This is a genomic window from Mesorhizobium sp. YC-39 (genome assembly GCF_025753795.1).
In the GTDB taxonomy this organism is placed as follows: Bacteria; Pseudomonadota; Alphaproteobacteria; order Rhizobiales; family Rhizobiaceae; genus Mesorhizobium.
On the sequence record NZ_JAOWPS010000002.1, the window covers coordinates 266,164 to 286,169 of the forward strand.

The following is a 20,006-nucleotide window of genomic DNA, read 5'->3' on the forward strand; positions in this document are numbered from 1 at the left end:
GCCTCGTCGAACTCAACCCCGGTGTCCCAGCTCAAATGTCTGCCCGGCAAAGCATTTTGGCCATTGGAGCGACGTGCGTCCACTTGGACGCACAAAGTATGCTCCAAGACCTTGAATCTCCCGCATCGTGCCGGCCGAAAATCGATTCCGATTTTCGGACCGATGCGAGGCCAATATGGCGGCATGGCCGACTGCATCGATGCTTGACAGGCTTGGTGTCCCAACCTTATATCCGCGCGACCTTGGCGAACGCCTCGACATGCCTTTCGATTTAAGGCGGATTTCGGGCCTTTCGCCGCCCTGGCGGGGTAGCTCAGTTGGTTAGAGCACGGGAATCATAATCCTGGGGTCGGGGGTTCAAGTCCCTCTCCCGCTACCACCCTCAAATTCCGAACAATTCTCCCGTCCCCTCTTGGCTTCCCGGAAGCCCAGCTTTTGGCAGTTTGGGGTCGAAAGCTGGGGAGTACGGAAACGACTTTCTTCCCCAAATGACTCTCTGAATGCCCATCATTCTCCGAAGCTGGGGAGTAGTTCCAAAAATCCCCAGGTTTTGACGACAGCAATATCAATGCCTTAGCGTCGACTTGATGCGGCAGTTTTGCGGTTCGCTCGCCTATCTAATGACGACCACAACTATGCGGTCGCTCGCTAGGTCCGGCTTGCGCAACTACGGAAATCCCCAAGCCACTACTCGGACGTCGGGTTTCGGGCCGAGAACGGACCGGCAGCTTCGCGCCTCGGATGTTCAAAGCGGACCGTCTTTCTGGCAGCCGCTTACTTGCCCGCGGGTTCAATCAAGCATCGGCTGAAGCACCCGATGCTGGTGGGCATCATCCTTTGGGCCATCGGCACCTCCTGGCCAATGGCGACCTTGCCTCGCTCCTAGTCTTCGGAGCGCTTCTGGTTTACGCGATTGTCGATCTCATTGCCGTCATTCCACGCGGGATCCGGCACCCGCGGTCGTGCGACCGCTTAGCGACCTGATTGCTGTGGGCATCGGCTTGGTGGCTTTCGCATTGTTCGGGCTCTGGCTGCACGGCTGGCTGTTCGGAGTCTCGCCCTTCGCTTGAACGTCCGCAGCGACGGCGCGCCTTAGATGGCCTGGCGAATCCCACCAGTTGCCGCGGATCGAGCGCCTCGCAGACACCACAGTGAACCAATGCTTGGCATAAGGTCGGCACATCAGAATTTTGATCCATAGACGGGCTCCAGCCGGCAACGTTGCGGTTCGGCTCGGATCGCGCCTTGCGACGCTGCAAACACGAGCGGTACAACAATTACCGGAGCGAATGCGTCCCCGGGATGGCTCAAATGTCCTCCATCGATTCTCTCGCCGCGAGATTATTGTCGGCGACATTGATGTTCGATCGGGCGTCGTTGCTGGCGCTCGAGGCTTTGGCTGCCGAATCCGACCGTCGGGTCCTGAGGCGCGGTGAGGTCCTGGTTCGCGAAGGAGATCCATCGGACAGGTTCTTCGTCGTGCTGTCCGGTCGCTTTACGGTACACAAAGGAGATCCGATTGGCTCGGTCGCCGAGATTGCACAGGGCGAACTAGTCGGCGAAATTGGTTTCTTTGCAGGGCTGCCCCGTACGGCCACTGTCCTTGCGGCGCGCGATTCGATCGTCCTTGAAATCAGTCGTAATCATTTCGAGAAGGCGGCCGAGGCTTTGCCGAACCTCAGAGAGGCGGTCACAATATCTCTGGCGCGCCGGTTCGCCACGCAATCCCCGATTTTGTCACGTCTCCAGAAACCTGCCAAGATCCGAACGCTTGCCATCATTGCAGCCGGCGGAAGTCGCATCTCACCGGTTTTCATCGGGCACCTACAGCAAGAGTTCGGCGCGGTCACGCGCGCTCAGTTCGTTTCCCGGCTTGACGTCCACGCGAAGTTCGCAGGTCGTCCGATCGACGACGAGCCGGTCCTTAACTGGTTGAACGAACTGGAGGCGCAAGCTGAATTCGTTGTCTACGTCGCCGATGAAGAACCTAATGAATGGACACGCGTCTGCATTCGCCAGGCCGATACCGTCCTGTTGCTAGCGAACGCGTCCTCCTCGCCTCGCTTGAACACGTCCGAGGAATTGGCGCTATCGGTCCATCCACCATCGACCGGTCGGCTTGTCCTAATTCACGACAATCGCTCGGCTGCGGTCTCCGGCACCTCTGCGTGGCTCGATGAGCGTCCCCATGTCGGCCAGCATCATCATGTTGCGCTGGAGGACAGGTCTGATATCCAGCGCCTGGTCCGATTTATTTCCTGCAAGGCACGTGGCTTCGTGGCAGCGGGGGGTGGGTCCCTGGGCAGCGCCCATCTGGGCGTCTACAAGGCCTTCGTCGAGGCGGGCGGGCGCTTCGACTACCTCGGCGGGACGAGTTCCGGAGCGGCGATGATGGCCGGCTTCGCAAGAGGGTTGGACGCCGAGCAGATCGACCGCGGCACGCACAACATATTTGTCAAGAGTCGGGCGTTTCGGCGCCCCACCTTGCCGCGTTTCGCGCTTCTAGATCACAAAGCCTTCGATCGAGCCCTTCGGGAGGAATACGGCGACGTTCTGATCGAAGATCTTTGGCTTCCGTTCTTTGCGCTTTCGACCAATTTGAGCAGCCGTCAGCCCCATGTCCACCGTCGTGGAAAACTCTGGCAAGCCGTTCGGGCATCCGGCTCGCTCCCGGGTGTCCTGCCGCCGTTCTTTACGGCTGGCGGCGATATGCTGGTGGACGGCGCCATCATGAACAATTTGCCGCTGGAACAGATGAGGGAACTCAAGACCGGCCCCAATGTCATCGTGAGCTTTGGGTCCAGTGGACCGCAAAAATACCACATCGACTATGACCGCATCCCCGGAAGATCGGACCTGGCGGTCGCCCTGCTGAATCCTTTCGGCCGTGCCCGCTTGCCGCAGATTCCGAGCATGCTTCAGGTTATTGCCGCGAGTATGCTGGCACACGGGCCGCAGGACATTGCCGTCGGCGACGAGGATGTCTTGGTCTGTCCGCAGGTTTCGAGCACGATCGGCTTCATGGATTGGAGTCGGCATTCCGAGTTATTTTCGGACGCCTACGACCGCACGACGCAATGGATCGAGCAACGTCTCCGCCAGAACGACTCAGGGCTCCGGGCGGTGCTCGGCAACGCACATACTTAGCGCATCACAGCGCGATACCGGCAGCCCGAACATCAAAAGCGCGGCGATGAGCAAATGCACGGCAAGGGAGGCAGGTTCGTCAGGGTGGAAACCGGAAGTTCGACGCGAACCCAACAGGAGCTCGCCGGCTGTTCACGGCTGCTCTACGCGCTCAGTCCTCGGACAAGCCGGCCAGAGAACTATCAGAAGCGACCCGGGATCAAGGGACGTCGCCTGGCCGGACGTTACGCGCAGGAGACAGCATCTTTGCAACCGCAACGATCACTCCGGCACGCCGGAGATGCCCAGCGCCTCGACGTAACGCTCGGTGACCGGCGGAAGACGCATTTGCGTCAACGAAACCATCTCGGCTCGTCGGCGCCCGAAGATCATGATTCGATTGCCTGAGCCGATCGGTGCTACACTGGCAAGCCGGCCAACGCCGCAGACCCTGTTCAAGAATATGACCAAAGTAACCGCTCTACCTGACCAGATCGATTTTGACGTGGCTGCCGATGAGACCTTGCTCGAGGCGGCACTTAGATCGGGCGTGCCGTTCGCACATGCCTGCGGCGGCCGGGCGAAATGCTCGACATGCCGCGTCTGGGTGCTCGATGGGCTAAAGGCCTGCCCGGACCGGAATTCCGATGAGACTTCGATGGCGGACCGGTTGAGATTGGCGGATGAGGTCCGGCTGGCCTGTCAGCTCAGGCCGGAAGGCGAGCTTCGCGTCCGACGCCTGGTGCTGGACGAAACCGACATGATGATCACCAGCCAGATTGGCGGTTCTGCCGCGACGCGTTGCGGCGAAGCAAAGCATGTTGCGGTCTTCTTCAGCGACATTGTCGATTTCACGGCGCTGTCTGAGCGGCTTTCGCCCTACGACGTGATGTATCTGCTCAATCGCTACTTCGCCCAGGTCGGCGACATCATCGAGCAGAATGGTGGTTTCATCGACAAACTCATCGGCGATGGGCTCATGGCAATATTCGGTATCGACGACCAGCCCGACGCTCCGCTCCGCGCCGTGAACGCCGCGCTTCAGACCCTCGCCACAGTCGATCGTCTAAAGCCGTTCTTTGCCTCGATGTATGGCATCGATTTCGATATTCGGATCGGCCTCAACTATGGCGAAGCCGTCATCGGCACGCTGGGTTTTGCCGGACACGAACGTCTCACGGCAATCGGCGACGTGGTGAATCTGGCCAGCCGGGTCGAGGCGGCCAACAAGGATGCCGGTACGCGACTGCTGATATCCGAGGCCCTCCGCGACCAGATCGCCGACAAGGTGGAAATCGCCGACTTCGTCAGGGTACGCCTTCGCGGTACCGCTGAGCGCATGAGCCTATTCGAAATCGTCAGGCTGAAGCCCGAAATTGACGCCGTGCTGAATGCCAAGCGGCCTCGCGAAACCATTCGTCACGGTGGTAGGAGGTGGATTCGCGCTTTTGCCGAAGACGAGCTTCAGCCCTACGAACGTCGGATTCTCGATTTTGAGAACTGCGATATCGTCGTCGTTCGCGGATCCGACAGCTATTGCGCGTTCAACAATGCCTGCCCGCATCTTCATCTGCCGCTCTACGAACGCCGAAGTTCCGCTCAGGCCGAAGTGCTGGGGCTCCCACACACGGAGAGCACGATCACCGCAGATCTTGGCTTGGTCTGCCGCTGGCATCAGAGTTGTTTCGACCTGCTAACTGGCGACATCAGGGAGTGGGCGAAGTTGCAGCAGGATGGTACTGCGCCGGGCTATGAATTCGCGGGTGACATTTCGAAAAACCGCTCAAAGCTGATCGTTTATCCCTGCCGAAAGCAGGATGGCTTTGTGTGGATCGGGCTCGAATGAAAGCGACGGTCAGTCGCGATCCCGTGTGTCGCCTTTTTCGCCGAAGCTGACTTTCGCGGTGCCCACTACAATTGCCCGGATCGGTCAGACTTCCCGTTCCCCATCAATCTTTGCAGCACCGAAACAGGTCCATCACGTCCAACACCGTAGAAAATATCGCAGGGATTTCGAGTGTGGGGAAAGGCGGTAGCGCTCTCTCGCTACCACCATCCCCCACTCCTTTGATGAAGCGCTCGCCGGAACGTGGAGCCAGCGCTTTTCAGTCGGCATGCCGACATACTGACCGGCCCGGTCGCCGGCCCTGGCGAGCGTGTTGGCAATGTCACTGGAACCGGTGAAACGTCACCAATGATGCCGATCTTCATTCGTCGTGGTCGCCAGTCTCAGGCTCACTTGCCCGCTGGCGCCAGAACATCGTCGTCAGCTGGTCGAGATGCTCCCGCATCGCCTGTTCGGCGCGATCGGGGTCGCGCGCCGCGATCCCATCATAGATGGCGCGGTGAGCCTCATAGGCCGTTTGTTCCTGGCCGTCGGCGGCCAGAGTGACGATGCGCTGCTCCTTGAGCCATTCCGATATCTGGTCGTGCAGTGCGATGAAGACGAGATTGCGGGCGATACGCGCCAGCTCGAAGTGGAAGGCGATGTCGGTGCTGGTGAAGCGGTCGCGGTCGCCGATCGCCAAGCGGTTGGCCTCGAGCGCGGCGCGCAGCGATTCCAGATCGGCGGCCGTCGCCGTACGGGCAGCCTCGCGGGCGAGACCGACTTCGAAGAACATGCGAGCACCCTGAAAGGAGCGCTGGCCTTCCTCGGTCGACAGCATCTGCCTGACGGCAGGCGCCATGCCGGTGAAGATATGGCTGGCTGTCGGCATCAGCACCTTGGCACGGGCGCCATTGGTGAGTTCGACGAGACCGGCCTTCTGCAGCGAGATCAACGCCTCGCGAATGGCCGGGCGGCCGACGCCGAAGCGCGACTGTAAATCGCGTTCGGGCGGCAATTGGTCTCCGGGCTTCAGTTTGCCGGAGAGGATCTGCCCCTCGAGATGCGTGGCGACATGCTCGAAGAGTTTCTTTCGTTCTATGACAAGTGGGTCGACCATAGACCTTTCATACCATCATGCTTGACAACCATGCAACAGCTTGCAATGCTGAAATCACAAAGATTGAAAAGCGGAAAGACAGGCCGGGCCTACGAGCATCGGCCGACGTCGGCTTGGTTTGCTGCCAAGCCGACAAGTCAGCGCGCTTTGCGACGGCGGTTGCGATCGCCAAGGGAGGAAAATGCATGAAAATCGCCATTCTGGGCGGCGGCGGAGCTATGGGCGGGATATTCGGTGGATATCTGGCCCGCGCCGGCAATGACGTGACCTTGATCGATGTCTCCAAGGCAGCCGTGACGGCGATCAACGACAACGGGCTGACCATCGAGGAGAAAGATGGTTCGCAGCCGGTGATCAGGGTGCCGGCAAGCGACGATCCGGCAAGCGTCGGCCCGGTCGACCTCATCATCAATTTCGTCAAATGCTATCATACCGAGGCTGCCGTCCGGTCGGCCGAACCGATGATCGCCAGCGAGACCGCCGTGCTCAGCCTGCAGAATGGCTGGGGCAATGCGCCACGCATTGCCTCGATCGTCGGCGAAGACCGCGTTCTGGTCGGGCTCACCTATCATGGCGGCACTCTGCTGGCGCCGGGCCGCGTCAAGCATCCGGGATCCGGTATGACCTATATCGGCGAGCTCACCGGCAAGCCGACCGAGCGCCTCGGCAAGGTGATCGAAGCGTTCCGCGCCGCTGACATCGAGACGACGCGCTCCGACAACATTCTGGACGAGGTCTGGAAAAAGCTGGCGCTGAATGCCTGCACGCTGCCGGTCGCCGGACTGCTGCATTTCATGTCGCACGAACTCGTCACCTTCGACGGCACCAAGAGCCTGATGGCCGCCATCCTCAAGGAGGTTGTGGCGGTAGCGAAGGCGCAAGGCATCGCGCTCGACTATGACGAGCGCTGGGCCGCAATCACCGGCCTGCTGGAGAAGGCGGTCGGCGGCAAGGCCTCGATGCTGCAGGATGTCGAGGCCAGGCGCCAAACCGAGATTGAAGTCATCAACGGTGCCATTGTCGACGCAGGCAAGCGCACCGGTGTGCCCACTCCTGTCAACGAAACTATGGTCTGGATGATCCAGGCCAAGCAGGCCCATTACCTCCAGGTCAAGGCTCAATAGGGCCATGGCGCCGCGCCTCGAAATCAACGGCCTTTCCAAGTTCTTCCCCGGCGTACGGGCGCTCGACGACGTCTCGATGAGCGTCGAGGCCGGCGAAATCCGCGCCCTGCTTGGCGAAAACGGGGCCGGCAAATCGACGCTCGGCAAGATCGTCGCCGGCGTCTATTCGCGCGACCAGGGCACCGTCCTGGTCGATAGCGCCGAGATCGGCACGCTCGATGAAAAGGCCGCCGGTGACCTCGGCATCGGCATCGTGCATCAGGAAGGCTCGCTCGTGCCGCAGCTTTCGGTTGCCGAGAACATCTTCGCCGGCCGCCAGCCGACGCAATGGCTTGGCCAGGTCAATGTCCGCGCCATGCGGGAACAGGCAAAGGCGCTGATCGCGCAGCTTGGCGTCGCCATCGACCCGGCACTGAAAGTGTCGGCGCTGTCGCCGGCGCAGGCGCAGATCGTCGAGATCGCCAAGGCGTTGTCGCGTGACCTCAGGATCCTCATCCTCGACGAGCCGACGGCAGCGCTGACCTTGACCGAAACCGAAAAACTCTTCGATGTGGTGCGGCGGCTGGCGGGCAACGGCGTCTCGGTCGTCTATGTTTCGCATCGCCTCGCCGAGATCTTTTCGCTTTGCCATTCGGTGACAGTGCTCAAGGACGGCAGGCTTGCCGGCACACGGCGGGTCGCCGAGACATCGACCGACGAGTTGATCCGGCTGATGGTCGGACGCGACGTGCATTTCTCTCGTTCGGCCGCGGGGCGAAGAATCGGCGACATCGTGCTTGAGGCGCAAGACGTGGAAGCGCCGCCGCTGGTGCGGTCGGCGTCGATCACCGTGCGGGCCGGCGAGATCGTCTGCCTCGCCGGCCTCATCGGCTCGGGCCGCAGCGAATTCTGCGAGGCGATCTTCGGCGCGCGCCGCCGGCATGGTGGCTCGATCCGGATCGGTGGCACGGCGATCGATCCGAAAGGTCCGTGGGACGGCAAGCACGCCGGCATCGGCATGGTGCCGGAAGACCGCAAGGCAGCCGGGCTGTTCCTCGGCATGGACATCGTCAACAACGTCGCCGCGACGGTTCTGTCCAGGGTCTCGTCGGGCGCGAATTTCTCCAACCGCAAGGCCGAGGCGCTGGCGAGGAACTTCGTCGACGAACTGCGTATCGCGACGCCGAGCGTCCACCAGATCGTCGGCAACCTTTCCGGTGGCAACCAGCAGAAAGTGCTGCTGGCCAAATGGATGGCAATGGAGCCGCGCCTGCTGATCGTCGACGAGCCAACACGCGGCGTCGATGTCGGGGCGCGCTCCGAAATCTACCGGCTGCTCAGGGCGCTTGCCGACAAGGGCGTCGCCCTGCTCGTCGTGTCTTCGGACCTGCCGGAGGTGCTGGCGCTTGCCGACCGTATCGTCGTGATGGCGGAAGGCCGGACGGTCGGCGAACTGCGTGGCGATGGAGCGAGCGAGGAACAGGTCCTGCGGCTGGCCACCAGATACACGGCCTCGGTGGCCGAGGTTCGCAAACAACCGGGAATGGCAGAGGCATGATGGCGATGCAGATCACGCAACCCCTGGCAGAGACTGCCGAGCGCCGGCGCGAGAACCTCTTCGTGCGCATCGTGCGGCGCCTTGCCGATTCCAGGGAACTAACGCTCTTTGTGCTCGTCGTCGCGCTGGCGCTGGCGATGAGCATCGTCTACCCGAACAACTTCCCGACCGCTTCCAACATGCGGGCCGTGCTGCTCAACCTGGCGCCGGTCGGCATGCTCGTCTGCGGCATGATGCTGTTGATGATCGGCGGCACGTTTGACCTGTCGGTCGGCTCGACGCTGGCCTTCTCCGGCGTCTGGGCCGGCGTCGTGGCGGGCTGGTGGGGCTGGCCGGCCGAGATCGCGGTCCTCGTCGGCATCATGGTCGGCGCACTGTGCGGTCTGGTCAACGGGCTGATCGTGACGCGCATCGGCATCAACGCGCTGATCGCCACCCTTGGCACGCTCACCATCTATCGCAGCCTGACCTATGTCACCGCCGGCACCGGCGTCACCCCGATCACCGACGCCTTCGCCGAATATGGCCGCGCCGCTGACCCGCTGTTCAGGATCCAGTCGCCCTTCTGGGCGATGCTGGTGCTGGTGCTAATAGGTGGCTGGCTGGTGGCGCGGACGCGCTTCTTCCGGCAGTTCTATTTCATTGGCGGCAATCCGCGCGCGGCCCAGCTCTCGGGCATTCGCGTCGACCGCCTCATCCTGATCGGCTTCGTCATCATGGGAGCGCTGGCGGGCCTCGCCGGCGTGCTGGGCGCGGCCCGCCTCAACAGCGCCGTCGTCAATGCCGGCGTCGGCATCGAGCTCAAGGTCATCACCGCCACGGTGCTCGGCGGCGCCAGCCTGAAGGGCGGCGAAGGCACGATCCTCGGCGGCATTCTCGGCGTGCTGTTCATCGCGCTGATCGAGAACGCCATGATCATCAATGCGATCGGCGTGTTCTGGCAGGGGCTGGTGGTGGGTCTGGTCCTGCTGTTCGCCGTCTCGCTCGATCGTTTCAAGACCAGCGGCCGCGCCTGAGTCCAGGCGGGCGGGAGGAGGCGTCCGGACAACCGGACGGCATGCAGGAGACTGGATTTCAGAAGACTGGGACCACAAGAAAACATCAGGAGGAAACGGGCATGAAATCGATAGTGAGAACGATACTCTCCGGCGCAGCGCTCGCTGCAATGGCACTACTCAATAGTTTTCCGGCCAGCGCGCAGGAATCATCCTTCGGGCCGGCCGATGCCAAGGAGACCTACTACTGGATTTCCAACAAGGCCAATTTGCCGCTGTTCGTGCAGTATGACTATGTCGGCATGAAGCGGATCGCCGAGGAGCTCGGCGTCAAGGTGATTGTCGCCGGGCCGACCGACTTCGACGTGCCTGGCTTCATCTCCGCCGTCGACCAGGTCTGCGCGCAGAAGCCAAGTGGCGTCTCGGTGGTCGGCGGCTGGGATCCGTCGTTGACCGAATCCGTCAAGAAATGCATGGAGCAGGGTGTGCCGACGGTGGTCGATGACGGCGACCTGCCCGACTCCGGCCGCCTTGCCTATATCGGCACGAACTGGACACAGGTCGGCGTCGCCCAGGCCAAGAAGCTGATGGAAATGCTGCCAAATGGCGGCAAGCTCGCGTCGATGTCGATCATCAACGCTGGCAACATGCGCGAAGCGGTGGCCGGCTTCAAAGCCTATATCGAGGCCAATGGCGGTGGCAAATACACCATCGTCGCCAATGAGGACGACGGCGGCGACGCGCAGAAGGCAGCGCAGGTGACGGCGGCGATCCTTGCCGCCAATCCCGATATCGCCGGCCTTGCCGGCTTCGATTCCGAATCCGGCGCTGGCATCGTCACCGCGCTGCGGGAAGCCGGCAAGAATCCCGGTGACATCAAGGTAACCGCGATGGAGCAGACGCCCGACTTCTTCAAGTCGGCCAAGGAAGGCTGGGTCGACGGTATTGTCGTGCAGAACCGCGAGTTGTTCATCTACTACGCGGTCAAGCTGCTGCACGACTACAACAACAACACGCTGAAGTCGGCGGGGCTCTCGTCGAAGGATGGCGGCCGTCCGATCCCGGACACGCTCGACACCGGCGTTATCCTGATCACCAAGGATAATGTCGACAAGGTGCTGACAGCGCTGAATGTGAAATAGGCTGCACGAACCCATGCCGGAGCCTTGGTTCAAGGTTTAGTCTTGATTCAGGGTGGGCAGCCTCCGGCGGCGCGATCTCCCTCGCCGCCGGATGGCCAATCATACCAAAATGGCCAAGGACATAAAATGGCACGTAATCCCACCACCCGGATGCGCTTCCACGGCGTCGCCGCCTACGAGATCCTGACACGCGATGGCTTGCGCATCCTGTGCGATCCGTTTCTGGACCAGAATCCGGGCGCAGCGACCAAGTCGACCGAATTCGATCATGTCGATCTGGTCATCGTCAGCCACGCGGCCTTCGATCATCTCGGCGACACCGACAAGATCGCACAAAAGTATGGCTGTCCGGTCGTCTGCGGCGGCGAGGTGAAGGCCTGGCTGATGGATCGTGGCATACCGGCCAACCAGATCCGCGCCACGACGTGGGGCATTCGCGTCAAGGTGGCGGGCATCGAGATCCAGCCGCTCGAATGCCATCACTGGTCGCAGATCAGGCTGAAGGACAATTCCTTCATCTCGGGCGTGCCGATGGCCTTCATCGTCTATGCCGACGACAATCTGCGCTTCTACCACTATGGCGATACCGCCATCTTCTCCGATCTCAAGCTGCAGGCCGAGCTCTATAAGCCGAATGTCGGCTGCATCGGCATCGCCAATCCGCAGGAGATCCTGCATCTCAATCCGATGCCGGGCGAAATGCTGACCGGCGAGATGAGCCCCTATGAAGGCGTTCTCGCCACGCAATGGCTTGGCCTCGAGACAGTGCTGCCTTGCCACTACATCAAACTCGACGGCGACAAGGACGTCGCCGAATATATGGAGCACCACCGGCAAGCCAGGGCGCGCGGCGAGGCGATCGCCGATCCCTATCTGCTGCGCGCCGGCGACTGGATCGAGTTTGATGGCAACGGCAAGGTCGTGCGGCCGGCCAAGGCGGCTTGATCAAATGCGTGCAGTGATCTTCGACGCGCCGTTTTCGATCCGCATGGCCGAGGCGCCGAAGCCCGAGCCGCAGGCGGGAGAGGCGCTGGTCCGGGTCAAGGCTGCCGGACTTTGCGCCGGCGACCTCTACATCTACACCGGCAAGAACCCCTATGTGAGCTATCCCCGGATCGGCTGCCACGAGATATCCGGCGTGGTCGAGGCCTATGGCCCCGGCGCCAGCGGTCCGGCCATCGGCACACGCGTTGTCGTAGACCCGTTCATCGGCTGCGGCTATTGCTATCCGTGCCGGGTGGGCAAGCGCAATTGCTGCGCCAATCTCGCCATTGTCGGAGTCCATCGCGAGGGTGGCTTCGCCGATTTCGTGACGGCGCCGGGCGGAAATCTTAATGTCGTGCCGGATGGGCTGACCGACTTCGAAGCGGCGTTCGCCGAGCCGGTGGCTATCGGGGTGCAGGGCTGCCGCCGCGGCATGGTCAGCGCGCAGGACATGATTCTCGTGCTCGGCGCCGGGCCGATCGGGCTGGCCATCGTCGAGGTGGCGCGCGCGCATGGCGCAAAGGTCTATGCTACGGATCTCTCGGCCGAGCGCCTGTCGACCGCGGCCGATCTTGGCGCGATCCCGATTGCCGGCGGCGCCGGCTTGCTGGAACGCGTGCTCGAACTCACCAATGGCGAAGGTATGCCGGTGGTCATGGAGGCGACGGGTGCTGCGCCGGCAATGGAGCAGACCATCGATCTCGTCGCCGCAGGCGGGCGCATCGTCATCCTCGGACTGGTCAAGAAGGGACAAGGCATCACCTTCCCCGGCCTCGACTTCACCCGCAAGGAAGTGACGATCCTCGGCTCGCGCGCCTCGGTCGACTGTTTTCCCGAGGCGCTGGACCTGCTCGCCTCCGGCAAGATCCACTATCCCAGAATCGCAAGTTCCTTCGCGCTCGGCGAAGCAGCCGGCGTCTTTAGGAAACTCGCCGACAATCCAATGGCCCTGCACAAGGCCGTATTCCTTTCGGAGGACTAGAATGAAACTCGTTACCTTCTCCCACCGCAAGGGAGGCCATGAACATCATGCCGGTGTTCTCGACGGCGACCACGTCGCCTGCCTGACCGAGGCCGGCCTTGCAGAAAACGTGATGGAGGTCGTGCTTGGCGGCAAGCAGATGCTGGACCGCATCCGCGCCGGTCTCGCCAAGGCACCGCGTTATGCGCTCGCCGATGTGAGGCTGGAAGCCCCAATCCGGCCGGGCAAGGTGCTGTGCTCGGGCATCAACTACAAGGGCCATGCCGAGGAGAATCCCAACGCGAAAATGCCGACCGAGCCGTTCTTCTTCACCAAATTGCCGACCTCGGTGATCGGGCCCGATGTGCCGGTCGAAAAGCCAAATAGAACCGAGCAGATGGATTACGAGGTGGAGCTCTCGGCGGTCATCGGCGAGGAGCTGCACAAGGCTGATGAAGCCGAGGTGATGCCGGCGATCTTCGGCTATACGCTGCTCAACGACATTTCGGCGCGCGACGTGCAATTCAAGGACAACCAGATCACCATCGGCAAAAACTTTGCCGGCTTCGCACCGATCGGCCCCTGCATCGTCACATCAGACGCAATGCCGCATCCGGACAATGTCGCGCTGAAGACGCGGCTCAACGGCAAGACGCTGCAGGACGGCAGCACCTCGGACTGGCTGTTTTCGCTGCCACAACTGATTTCCTTCCTGTCGCAGTACATTCCGCTCGAACCCGGCGACATCGTCTCGACGGGGACACCGGCCGGCGTCGGCATCTTCCAGAAGCCGCCAATCTTCATGAAGGCCGGCGACGTCGTCGAGATCGAGGCCGACGGCATCGGCGTCCTCAGAACGCCCATCGTCGCAGGATAAGGACATGACCACGGGGGCGATCCGGATCGGCGTGATCGGCTGCGGCTTCTACGCGCAGAACCATCTGCATGCGTGGAAGGAGCTTGCGAGCGAAGGCGCGGTGCTGGCCGCGGTCTGCGATGTCGATGCCGGCAAGGCGCAAGCAGCCGGACATAGCATCGGCGTCCCGTTTTATACGGACGCAGCCACCATGCTTACGACCGAGCGGCTCGACGCAGTAGACATTGTCACCCGCCACGACACGCACCGGGAGCTCTGCGAACTGGCGATAGGCAAAGGCGTTGCCACCATTGTGCAAAAGCCATTTGCTCCAACCTGGGAGGACTGCGTCGCCGTCGTCGATGCAGCCGAAAAGGCCGGCGTCTGGCTCGCGGTTCACGAGAACTTCCGCTTCCAGACGCCGATGCGGCATGTCCGACGCGTGATCGACAGCGGCGCCATCGGCACGCCGAGCTGGGCTCGGATAGCGTTTCGAACCGGCTTCGACGTCTATCACACGCAGCCATATTTCTATGACGAGGAACGGCTGGCGATTGCCGATGTCGGCATCCACATGCTCGACCTTGCGCGCTATTTCCTGGGCGAAGCCGAGCGCATTTCCTGCGAGACCCAGCGCCGCAATCCCAAGGTGAAGGCCGAGGACACGGCGACGATGCTGCTGCGCCACGCGAGTTGTGCCGTCAGCGTCGTCGAGTGCACTTATGAGGCGCGGCGCGACCCCGATCCGTTCCCGGAAACGCTGGTGGAGATCGAGGGCGACAAGGGCTCGATCGTCGTCCGGCCGGGATTGCGCATGCGAGTCACCAGACAGGGCGAAGTGACGGAGGAAGATATCGGCTCGCCGCTGCGCTCGTGGACCAGCCAACCCTGGCATGTCGCGCAGGAAGGCGCGTTCGTCGCCTGCAGCCATTTCCTTGACTGCCTCAAGCGCGGCGCACCTGCCGAAACATCGGGGCGAGACAATCTCAGGACATACGCACTCGTTGATGCAGCCTACCGCGCGGCCGCGGAACACCGGGCGATCGCTCCGGCGCAGTGGGAAGAAAATGTCGCCGCCGCCTCAAAAAGCCGGAGGGCGCAATGACGGCAGGTCGTGAAGGGGCGCAAAGACGAGGCAAGGAAAGGCTTGGCGCCGCCGCTTTCGCGATCACCGTCGCGTTCGAGCTTCTCGAAGGCGCCTTTCCCGAGTTCCACCGGCTGGTTACGGAGAATGCGTCGCTCTCCGTCGCGCTCGAGCCGGACTGCCTGCGCTTTGATGTGCTGACGCCGGCGGACGCGGCCGCCTCCAGCCATGTCTTGCTCTACGAGATCTACCGGGACCGCGCGGCTTTCGACCTGCATCTCGCCTCGGACCATTTCCGTCAGTTCGACCAACGCTCGCGCGATCTGGTAATCAGCAAGACCGTCGTCGCCTATCGGGTGGAGGAAAACGCCAAGGTCAGGGAAGCGACGTGAGCGGCGAAGCCACCAGGCTCGACCTGTTCGGCACCGACGAACGGGCCGCCGAGCGCCGAATGCTTACCGCCGGACCGCTCACCGCGATCCTCGAAGACGGCAATCTTCGCACAATCTGCTTTGCCGGCGTCGAAGTGGTGCGCGCGATCAACTATCTGGCGCGCGACGCGTCCTGGGGAACATATAAGGCCGAGCTTACGAACCTGCTTATTTCGGAGCACAAGGCGGCGTTCAAGGTCACTTATGACGGGTTGTGCAACGGTGCGCAGGGCAGGTTTTCCTACCGGATGAAAATAACGGGCAAAGCGTCCGGCGTGCTGACTTTGGAAGCGGAAGGCGTCGCCCTCACCGACTTTCCAACCAATCGCACCGGTTTCGTCGTACTCCATCCCTCAGAGGCCGCAGGCGGGCGGCTGACCATCCGACACAGCGACGGGCGGATTGAGGAGACGGTCTTTCCCGAGGCGATCAGCCCCGACCAGCCGGCCTTCGACATCAGCGCGCTGACGCATGAGCCGGCGCCCGGCATCATTTGCATCGTGGCCATGGAAGGCGACGCCTTCGAGATGGAAGACCAGCGCAACTGGACCGATGCCTCGTTCAAGACCTATGTCCGTCCGCTGTCGAAGCCGCGCCCCTATGTCATCACCAAAGGTTCGAAGGACAGCCAGCGCGTCACGGTCTCCATCGAGGCCAAGGCCTTGCCAACCCGGCCTGGAATGGCTTCAAAGGCCACCCTGACGCTGGGCGGTCCGATCGGGCGGATGCCGTCCATGGCCCTGTTTCTCGATCCCGACGATCTGCCCTCTGCCCTGGCCGGCGCCGCACAGCTCGGTCCCGCGCAGGATATCATCATCCGCTTCGACGGCGCGCGCGGCCACGACGCGCACGTGCTGCGCGAGGCGGCCGGTCTTGCCGCCTCGATCGGCGCACGCCCCGCGATCGAGGCAATCCTTGATGCCGTCAATCCGGAGACTGAGGCGAAGGCCGTTGTCAATGCGATCCGCGCGTCGGAAATCGAACCGAGCGCCGTGCTGGTTTCACCACGACGCGAATTCAGGGCACGACCGTCGAACCTGGTGCCAACAGGTGAACAGCCGATCAGCGAGTTCGTGGATGCGCTCAGGGCGACCGGGATACGCGCCGCCATTGGTGCCGGGACGCCGTCCCTGTTCACGGAATTCAATCGCAACCCGCCGACCGGCGACGCCGATTTCGTCTTCTTCGGCAACGTTGCCATCGTTCACGCGGCCGACGATCTCTCGGTTATGGAGACGCTGAGCGTCTATCCCTCGGTCATCGCTTCGGCGCGTCGCCTATGTCCGGACAAGGCGATCTGGCTCGGCCCCTGCACGATCGGCATGCGGCACAATCCCTATGGTAACGATGTGTCGGCAAATCCAGCTCGTGTCCGAACACCTGCTGCGGGCGAGGACCCCCGGCACGGCGCGTTGTTCGGAGCAGCTTTCGCGGTCGGTGTCGCGGCGCAGGCTGCAGTTGCTGGGGTCGATCACCTTATCATGGCAGCGCCGACCGGACCTTTTGGGCTTCTGGATGATCACGCCCGCCGGCGGCCGTTGCAGGCTGTCCATACCGAACTCGCTTCGGCGGCCGGTGCCCCGCGCTACGAGGTTTTCGTCAATCATCCGGCTATAACTGCCGTCGCCTACCGTCTAGGCGAACGCATCCGCATTTTGGTGGTAAATCTTACGCCGGATTCGGTCGACGTGCTCATCCCGCCGAGCATGCATTTGGAGGGCATCGTGGATAGAAATGCCAACCTTGCGAGATCAAGTCATAATTGGTTATTAGGCCCCTATCGATCGGCCCTTCTTCAATGTGGATCCCCTGGCAATGTAATATGATTGCCGAATCCCCGGCGAGTGCGACAGCGCGTTTTTGAGCTATTCGAAAGAATAGGTGAAACCTCCTTCGGAGGCTCCGACAGTCACCCTCGTCATCTTTTCGCCCTCGAGGGACCGGTTCAGCACCCCGCGGCTCAATTCCGGCAGAAGCGTGTTTGTCAGAATGGCGTCGATCATTCGCCCGCCGGATTCGATCTCGGTGCAGCGGGCCTTGACGAGCTCCATGACACCGTCACCGATCACCAACTCGGCATCGTTGGTTGCCCGCAGCCGGCGAGCGATCTTGGCGAACTGATGGCGGGTGATCGCTTCGATCATCGTGTCCGAAAGCGGGTAGTAAGGAATGGTCACGACACGGCCGAGGAAGGCCGCCGGGAAAACCTTCAGCAGCGGGCTGCGCAGGGCGGTGTCGAGATCGTCAAGCCCGGCGCGCGCGGTGCCGTTCCTGGTCCGATCCATGATGACCTCGGAGCCGACATTGGAGGTGAGCAGGATCAGCGTGTTCTTGAAATCGATCCGGCGGCCCTCGCTGTCGTCCATCATCCCCTTGTCGAAAACCTGGAAGAAGATTTCGTGCACGTCCGGATGCGCCTTCTCGACCTCGTCGAGCAGGATCACCGAATAGGGTTTGCGCCGGACCGCCTCGGTCAGGATGCCACCCTTGCCATAGCCGACATATCCGGGCGGCGCGCCTTTCAGGGTGGAGACGGTATGCGCCTCCTGGAACTCGGACATGTTGATCGAGATCAGGTTCTGCTCGCCGCCATAGAGCGTTTCGGCCAGGGCCAGCGCGGTTTCGGTCTTGCCGACGCCCGAGGGACCGCAGAGCAGGAACACGCCTACCGGCTTTTCCGGCGCGCCCAGCCCGGCGCGGCTGGTCTGCACACGTTTGGCGATCATCTCCATGGCATGATCCTGGCCGACCACCCGTTCGGACAAGGTTGCGGCGAGCCGCAGCGCCTTTTCGGTCTGGCTCGACAGCATCCGTCCCGTCGGGATACCGGTCCAGTCCTGAACCACGGCCGCCACCGCATTGCGGTCGACCGAAGGCAGGATCAGCGGCGTCTCGCCCTGCGCCTCGGAGAGTTCAGCCATCAGTTCGCGCAGCCGTTCGAGATCGGCGGCCGGATCGATTGGTGGAGGATCGGTGGTCGCTGTTGCCTTCGCCTCGGTCGCAGGCGTTTCGGTCTCAGACACTTCGGTCTCGGTTGCATCCGGGCCTGCTGTTGCGGTGCCCGCCTCCTCTGTTGCCACTTCATCGAGCGGCACGCCCTCGCCGCGCAGCCTGGCGCGCAGTTCGAGTATCTCGGCAACCAGCGCCTTTTCCCGCTCCCAACGTGCTTGCGCGGCAGCAAGGGTACCTTCGGTTTCGGCAAGCCCCGTTTCGACCCGAGCCTGCCGACCGGTCACCTCGATGCCGATCGCGGCCTCGCGGCCGATGATGCCGCGCTCGACCTCCAGTGCCTGGCGGCGGCGCAGAATATCCTCGACCTCGGCCGGGGTGGCATGCTGCGATATCGCGACGCGGGCACAGGCTGTGTCGAGAAGGCTAACCGCCTTGTCCGGCAATTGCCGCGCCGGGATGTAGCGGTGCGACAGGCCGACCGCCGCCTCGATCGCCTCATCAAGTATCTGCACCTTGTGGTGCTGCTCCAGGACGCCGGCCACACCGCGCAGCATGAGAACGGCCACCGCCTCGGACGGCTCATCGATCTTGACCACCTGGAAGCGGCGCGTCAGCGCCGGGTCTTTCTCGATGTGCTGCTTGTATTCGGCCCAGGTCGTTGCAGCGATGGTGCGAAGTTCGCCGCGCGCCAGCGCCGGTTTCAGCAGGTTGGCCGCATCGCCCGTTCCAGCCGCGCCGCCCGCGCCAATCAAGGTATGGGCTTCGTCAATGAACAGGATGACCGGGGTTTCGGACGATTGAACCTCATCGATAACGGCCTTCAGCCGTTTTTCGAACTCTCCCTTTACGCTTGCCCCAGCTTGCATCAATCCAACGTCGAGCATGCGCACGCTGACGCCTTGCAACGTGGGCGGCACGTCGCCCTCGGCAATGCGTAAGGCAAAGCCTTCGACGACTGCCGTCTTGCCGACCCCCGCCTCACCGGTCAGGATCGGGTTGTTTTGCCGGCGTCGCATCAGGATGTCGACGATCTGCCTGATCTCCGGATCGCGGCCGACGACCGGATCGATCTTGCCATCGCGGGCACGCTGGGTCAGGTCGGTGGCATATTTCGCCAGCGCCGAGTCCCCGCCCGGCGCCCGCCTAGGCGTCTCGGCGGCGGCCGCTGCTGCGGGTGCGCCAGCTTCGAGCGACCCCTCCACCACGTCGGCGAACCGCGCAATGACCCCGTCGGCATCGATCTTGTCAAACTCGCCGCTGATTTTCGACAGCAGGCCTTCCAGCACCGGCGTCTTCAGACAAGCCAGGAGAATATAGGCGCTGCGGACCTCCTCGACGTTGAACTCCAGCCCTGCCAGGTTCCAGCCCTCCTGGATGGCATGAAAGATATGGTCGGAGAATTCCTCGATCGAAGTCGCGCCATAAGGCAGCTTGTCGACGGCGCGGGTCATGTCGGCGGTAAGCCGGCTTGCGTCCACTCCCGCATCGGCAAGTATCATTTGCACATCCGAGCGATCGGAAAGCACCAGTTGTTCGATGAAATGGACGAGTTCGACGTAAGGATTGCCGCGTAGCTTGGCGGTATCGGCCGCAGCCTTGAAGGCACGCACGCAGACAGGATTGAGCTTACCGACCAGCTCCTTGCGTTTGACGCTTTGCGATGACCGGCGCTGTTCCATTGAACGTGCTCCCGAGATCTTGCAATCGATACCCTGCCATATAAGCCGCTGCTTGACAAAGCATGTGATGGATGAGCCGCCTGGATGCCGACCCACCCGGCGTCTCCCGGTCAGGTGGTATGCCGTATCCCGGCGCAACAAACACCGGATTGCGTCCCATCTATGCGAAGCATTTCACATACACGGTCCG

16 protein-coding genes and 1 tRNA gene are annotated in these 20,006 nt (G+C 62.4%); 15 read left to right on the forward strand and 2 right to left on the reverse strand.

Annotated elements, in window-relative coordinates; translation table 11 throughout:
• Positions 1–302 precede the first annotated feature (302 nt).
• From OHD62_RS10795 to OHD62_RS10805, 5 genes are all read left to right on the forward strand, one after another.
• Positions 303–379 (forward strand) — tRNA-Met (locus OHD62_RS10795).
• 384 nt (positions 380–763) lie between these two features.
• Positions 764–886, forward strand: coding sequence for a hypothetical protein (locus tag OHD62_RS35705; protein ID WP_412177380.1), 123 nt, complete (start codon positions 764–766; stop codon positions 884–886).
• On the forward strand, positions 838–984 hold the full coding sequence (locus OHD62_RS35710) for an NnrU family protein (RefSeq protein WP_412177381.1): 147 nt from the start codon (positions 838–840) through the stop codon (positions 982–984). The genes OHD62_RS35705 and OHD62_RS35710 overlap by 49 nt, the downstream gene beginning before the upstream one ends.
• 327 nt (positions 985–1,311) lie before the next feature.
• Complete coding sequence (locus tag OHD62_RS10800) at positions 1,312–3,147, forward strand: patatin-like phospholipase family protein (protein WP_263782679.1); 1,836 nt, start codon at positions 1,312–1,314, stop codon at positions 3,145–3,147.
• A gap of 370 nt (positions 3,148–3,517) precedes the next feature.
• Positions 3,518–4,972, forward strand: a complete 1,455-nt coding sequence (locus tag OHD62_RS10805) for an adenylate/guanylate cyclase domain-containing protein (RefSeq protein ID WP_263782680.1) — start codon at positions 3,518–3,520, stop codon at positions 4,970–4,972.
• Between the two features lie 361 nt (positions 4,973–5,333).
• Here the strand turns inward: OHD62_RS10805 and OHD62_RS10810 are convergent, their stop codons facing one another.
• Positions 5,334–6,071 carry an FCD domain-containing protein gene (locus OHD62_RS10810; protein WP_263782681.1) on the reverse strand — a complete coding sequence of 246 codons (738 nt, stop codon included), beginning with the start codon at positions 6,069–6,071 and terminating at the stop codon, positions 5,334–5,336.
• Between the two features lie 185 nt (positions 6,072–6,256).
• Between OHD62_RS10810 and OHD62_RS10815 the strand changes: the two genes are divergently transcribed.
• From OHD62_RS10815 to OHD62_RS10860, 10 genes are all read left to right on the forward strand, one after another.
• Entirely contained in the window at positions 6,257–7,195 is a 939-nt protein-coding gene (locus OHD62_RS10815; protein ID WP_263782683.1) for a ketopantoate reductase family protein, read from the forward strand.
• Between the two features lie 4 nt (positions 7,196–7,199).
• Positions 7,200–8,732, forward strand: coding sequence for a sugar ABC transporter ATP-binding protein (locus OHD62_RS10820; protein WP_263782684.1), 1,533 nt, complete (start codon positions 7,200–7,202; stop codon positions 8,730–8,732).
• Positions 8,732–9,748 (forward strand): ABC transporter permease, encoded by a 1,017-nt coding sequence (locus OHD62_RS10825; protein WP_263782685.1) that lies wholly within the window; start codon positions 8,732–8,734, stop codon positions 9,746–9,748. The genes OHD62_RS10820 and OHD62_RS10825 overlap by 1 nt, the downstream gene beginning before the upstream one ends.
• 101 nt (positions 9,749–9,849) lie before the next feature.
• The gene (locus tag OHD62_RS10830) at positions 9,850–10,869 is read left to right on the forward strand and encodes a substrate-binding domain-containing protein (RefSeq protein ID WP_263782686.1); all 1,020 of its coding nucleotides are present in this window, start codon (positions 9,850–9,852) and stop codon (positions 10,867–10,869) included.
• Between the two features lie 126 nt (positions 10,870–10,995).
• The gene (locus OHD62_RS10835) at positions 10,996–11,814 is read left to right on the forward strand and encodes an MBL fold metallo-hydrolase (protein ID WP_263782687.1); all 819 of its coding nucleotides are present in this window, start codon (positions 10,996–10,998) and stop codon (positions 11,812–11,814) included.
• 4 nt (positions 11,815–11,818) lie between these two features.
• Positions 11,819–12,835 (forward strand): zinc-binding dehydrogenase, encoded by a 1,017-nt coding sequence (locus OHD62_RS10840; RefSeq protein WP_263782688.1) that lies wholly within the window; start codon positions 11,819–11,821, stop codon positions 12,833–12,835.
• Between the two features lies 1 nt (position 12,836).
• Entirely contained in the window at positions 12,837–13,691 is an 855-nt protein-coding gene (locus tag OHD62_RS10845; protein WP_263782689.1) for a fumarylacetoacetate hydrolase family protein, read from the forward strand.
• A 4-nt stretch (positions 13,692–13,695) separates the two neighbouring features.
• Entirely contained in the window at positions 13,696–14,775 is a 1,080-nt protein-coding gene (locus OHD62_RS10850; protein WP_263782690.1) for a Gfo/Idh/MocA family protein, read from the forward strand.
• On the forward strand, positions 14,772–15,146 hold the full coding sequence (locus tag OHD62_RS10855; protein ID WP_263782691.1) for a putative quinol monooxygenase: 375 nt from the start codon (positions 14,772–14,774) through the stop codon (positions 15,144–15,146). Before OHD62_RS10850 ends, OHD62_RS10855 begins: the two co-directional genes overlap by 4 nt.
• The gene (locus tag OHD62_RS10860) at positions 15,143–17,011 is read left to right on the forward strand and encodes a hypothetical protein (RefSeq protein ID WP_263782692.1); all 1,869 of its coding nucleotides are present in this window, start codon (positions 15,143–15,145) and stop codon (positions 17,009–17,011) included. The genes OHD62_RS10855 and OHD62_RS10860 overlap by 4 nt, the downstream gene beginning before the upstream one ends.
• Positions 17,012–17,050: 39 nt before the next feature.
• On the opposite strand, the gene tssH is transcribed toward OHD62_RS10860, so the two are convergent.
• Positions 17,051–19,816 carry a type VI secretion system ATPase TssH gene (gene tssH, locus OHD62_RS10865; protein WP_263782693.1) on the reverse strand — a complete coding sequence of 922 codons (2,766 nt, stop codon included), beginning with the start codon at positions 19,814–19,816 and terminating at the stop codon, positions 17,051–17,053.
• Positions 19,817–20,006: the final 190 nt, after the last annotated feature.

What these genes read in the sequence shown, in the direction of transcription:
- tssH (WP_263782693.1), bottom strand. Translation starts at nt 19,816, where the DNA reads ATGGAACAGCGCCGGTCATCGCAAAGCGTCAAACGCAAGGAGCTGGTC.
- OHD62_RS10825 (WP_263782685.1), top strand. Translation starts at nt 8,732, where the DNA reads ATGGCGATGCAGATCACGCAACCCCTGGCAGAGACTGCCGAGCGCCGG.
- OHD62_RS10830 (WP_263782686.1), top strand. Translation starts at nt 9,850, where the DNA reads ATGAAATCGATAGTGAGAACGATACTCTCCGGCGCAGCGCTCGCTGCA.
- OHD62_RS10810 (WP_263782681.1), bottom strand. Translation starts at nt 6,071, where the DNA reads ATGGTCGACCCACTTGTCATAGAACGAAAGAAACTCTTCGAGCATGTC.
- OHD62_RS10850 (WP_263782690.1), top strand. Translation starts at nt 13,696, where the DNA reads ATGACCACGGGGGCGATCCGGATCGGCGTGATCGGCTGCGGCTTCTAC.
- OHD62_RS10820 (WP_263782684.1), top strand. Translation starts at nt 7,200, where the DNA reads ATGGCGCCGCGCCTCGAAATCAACGGCCTTTCCAAGTTCTTCCCCGGC.
- OHD62_RS10835 (WP_263782687.1), top strand. Translation starts at nt 10,996, where the DNA reads ATGGCACGTAATCCCACCACCCGGATGCGCTTCCACGGCGTCGCCGCC.
- OHD62_RS10855 (WP_263782691.1), top strand. Translation starts at nt 14,772, where the DNA reads ATGACGGCAGGTCGTGAAGGGGCGCAAAGACGAGGCAAGGAAAGGCTT.
- OHD62_RS10805 (WP_263782680.1), top strand. Translation starts at nt 3,518, where the DNA reads ATGATTCGATTGCCTGAGCCGATCGGTGCTACACTGGCAAGCCGGCCA.
- OHD62_RS10815 (WP_263782683.1), top strand. Translation starts at nt 6,257, where the DNA reads ATGAAAATCGCCATTCTGGGCGGCGGCGGAGCTATGGGCGGGATATTC.
- OHD62_RS10845 (WP_263782689.1), top strand. Translation starts at nt 12,837, where the DNA reads ATGAAACTCGTTACCTTCTCCCACCGCAAGGGAGGCCATGAACATCAT.
- OHD62_RS10800 (WP_263782679.1), top strand. Translation starts at nt 1,312, where the DNA reads ATGTCCTCCATCGATTCTCTCGCCGCGAGATTATTGTCGGCGACATTG.
- OHD62_RS10840 (WP_263782688.1), top strand. Translation starts at nt 11,819, where the DNA reads ATGCGTGCAGTGATCTTCGACGCGCCGTTTTCGATCCGCATGGCCGAG.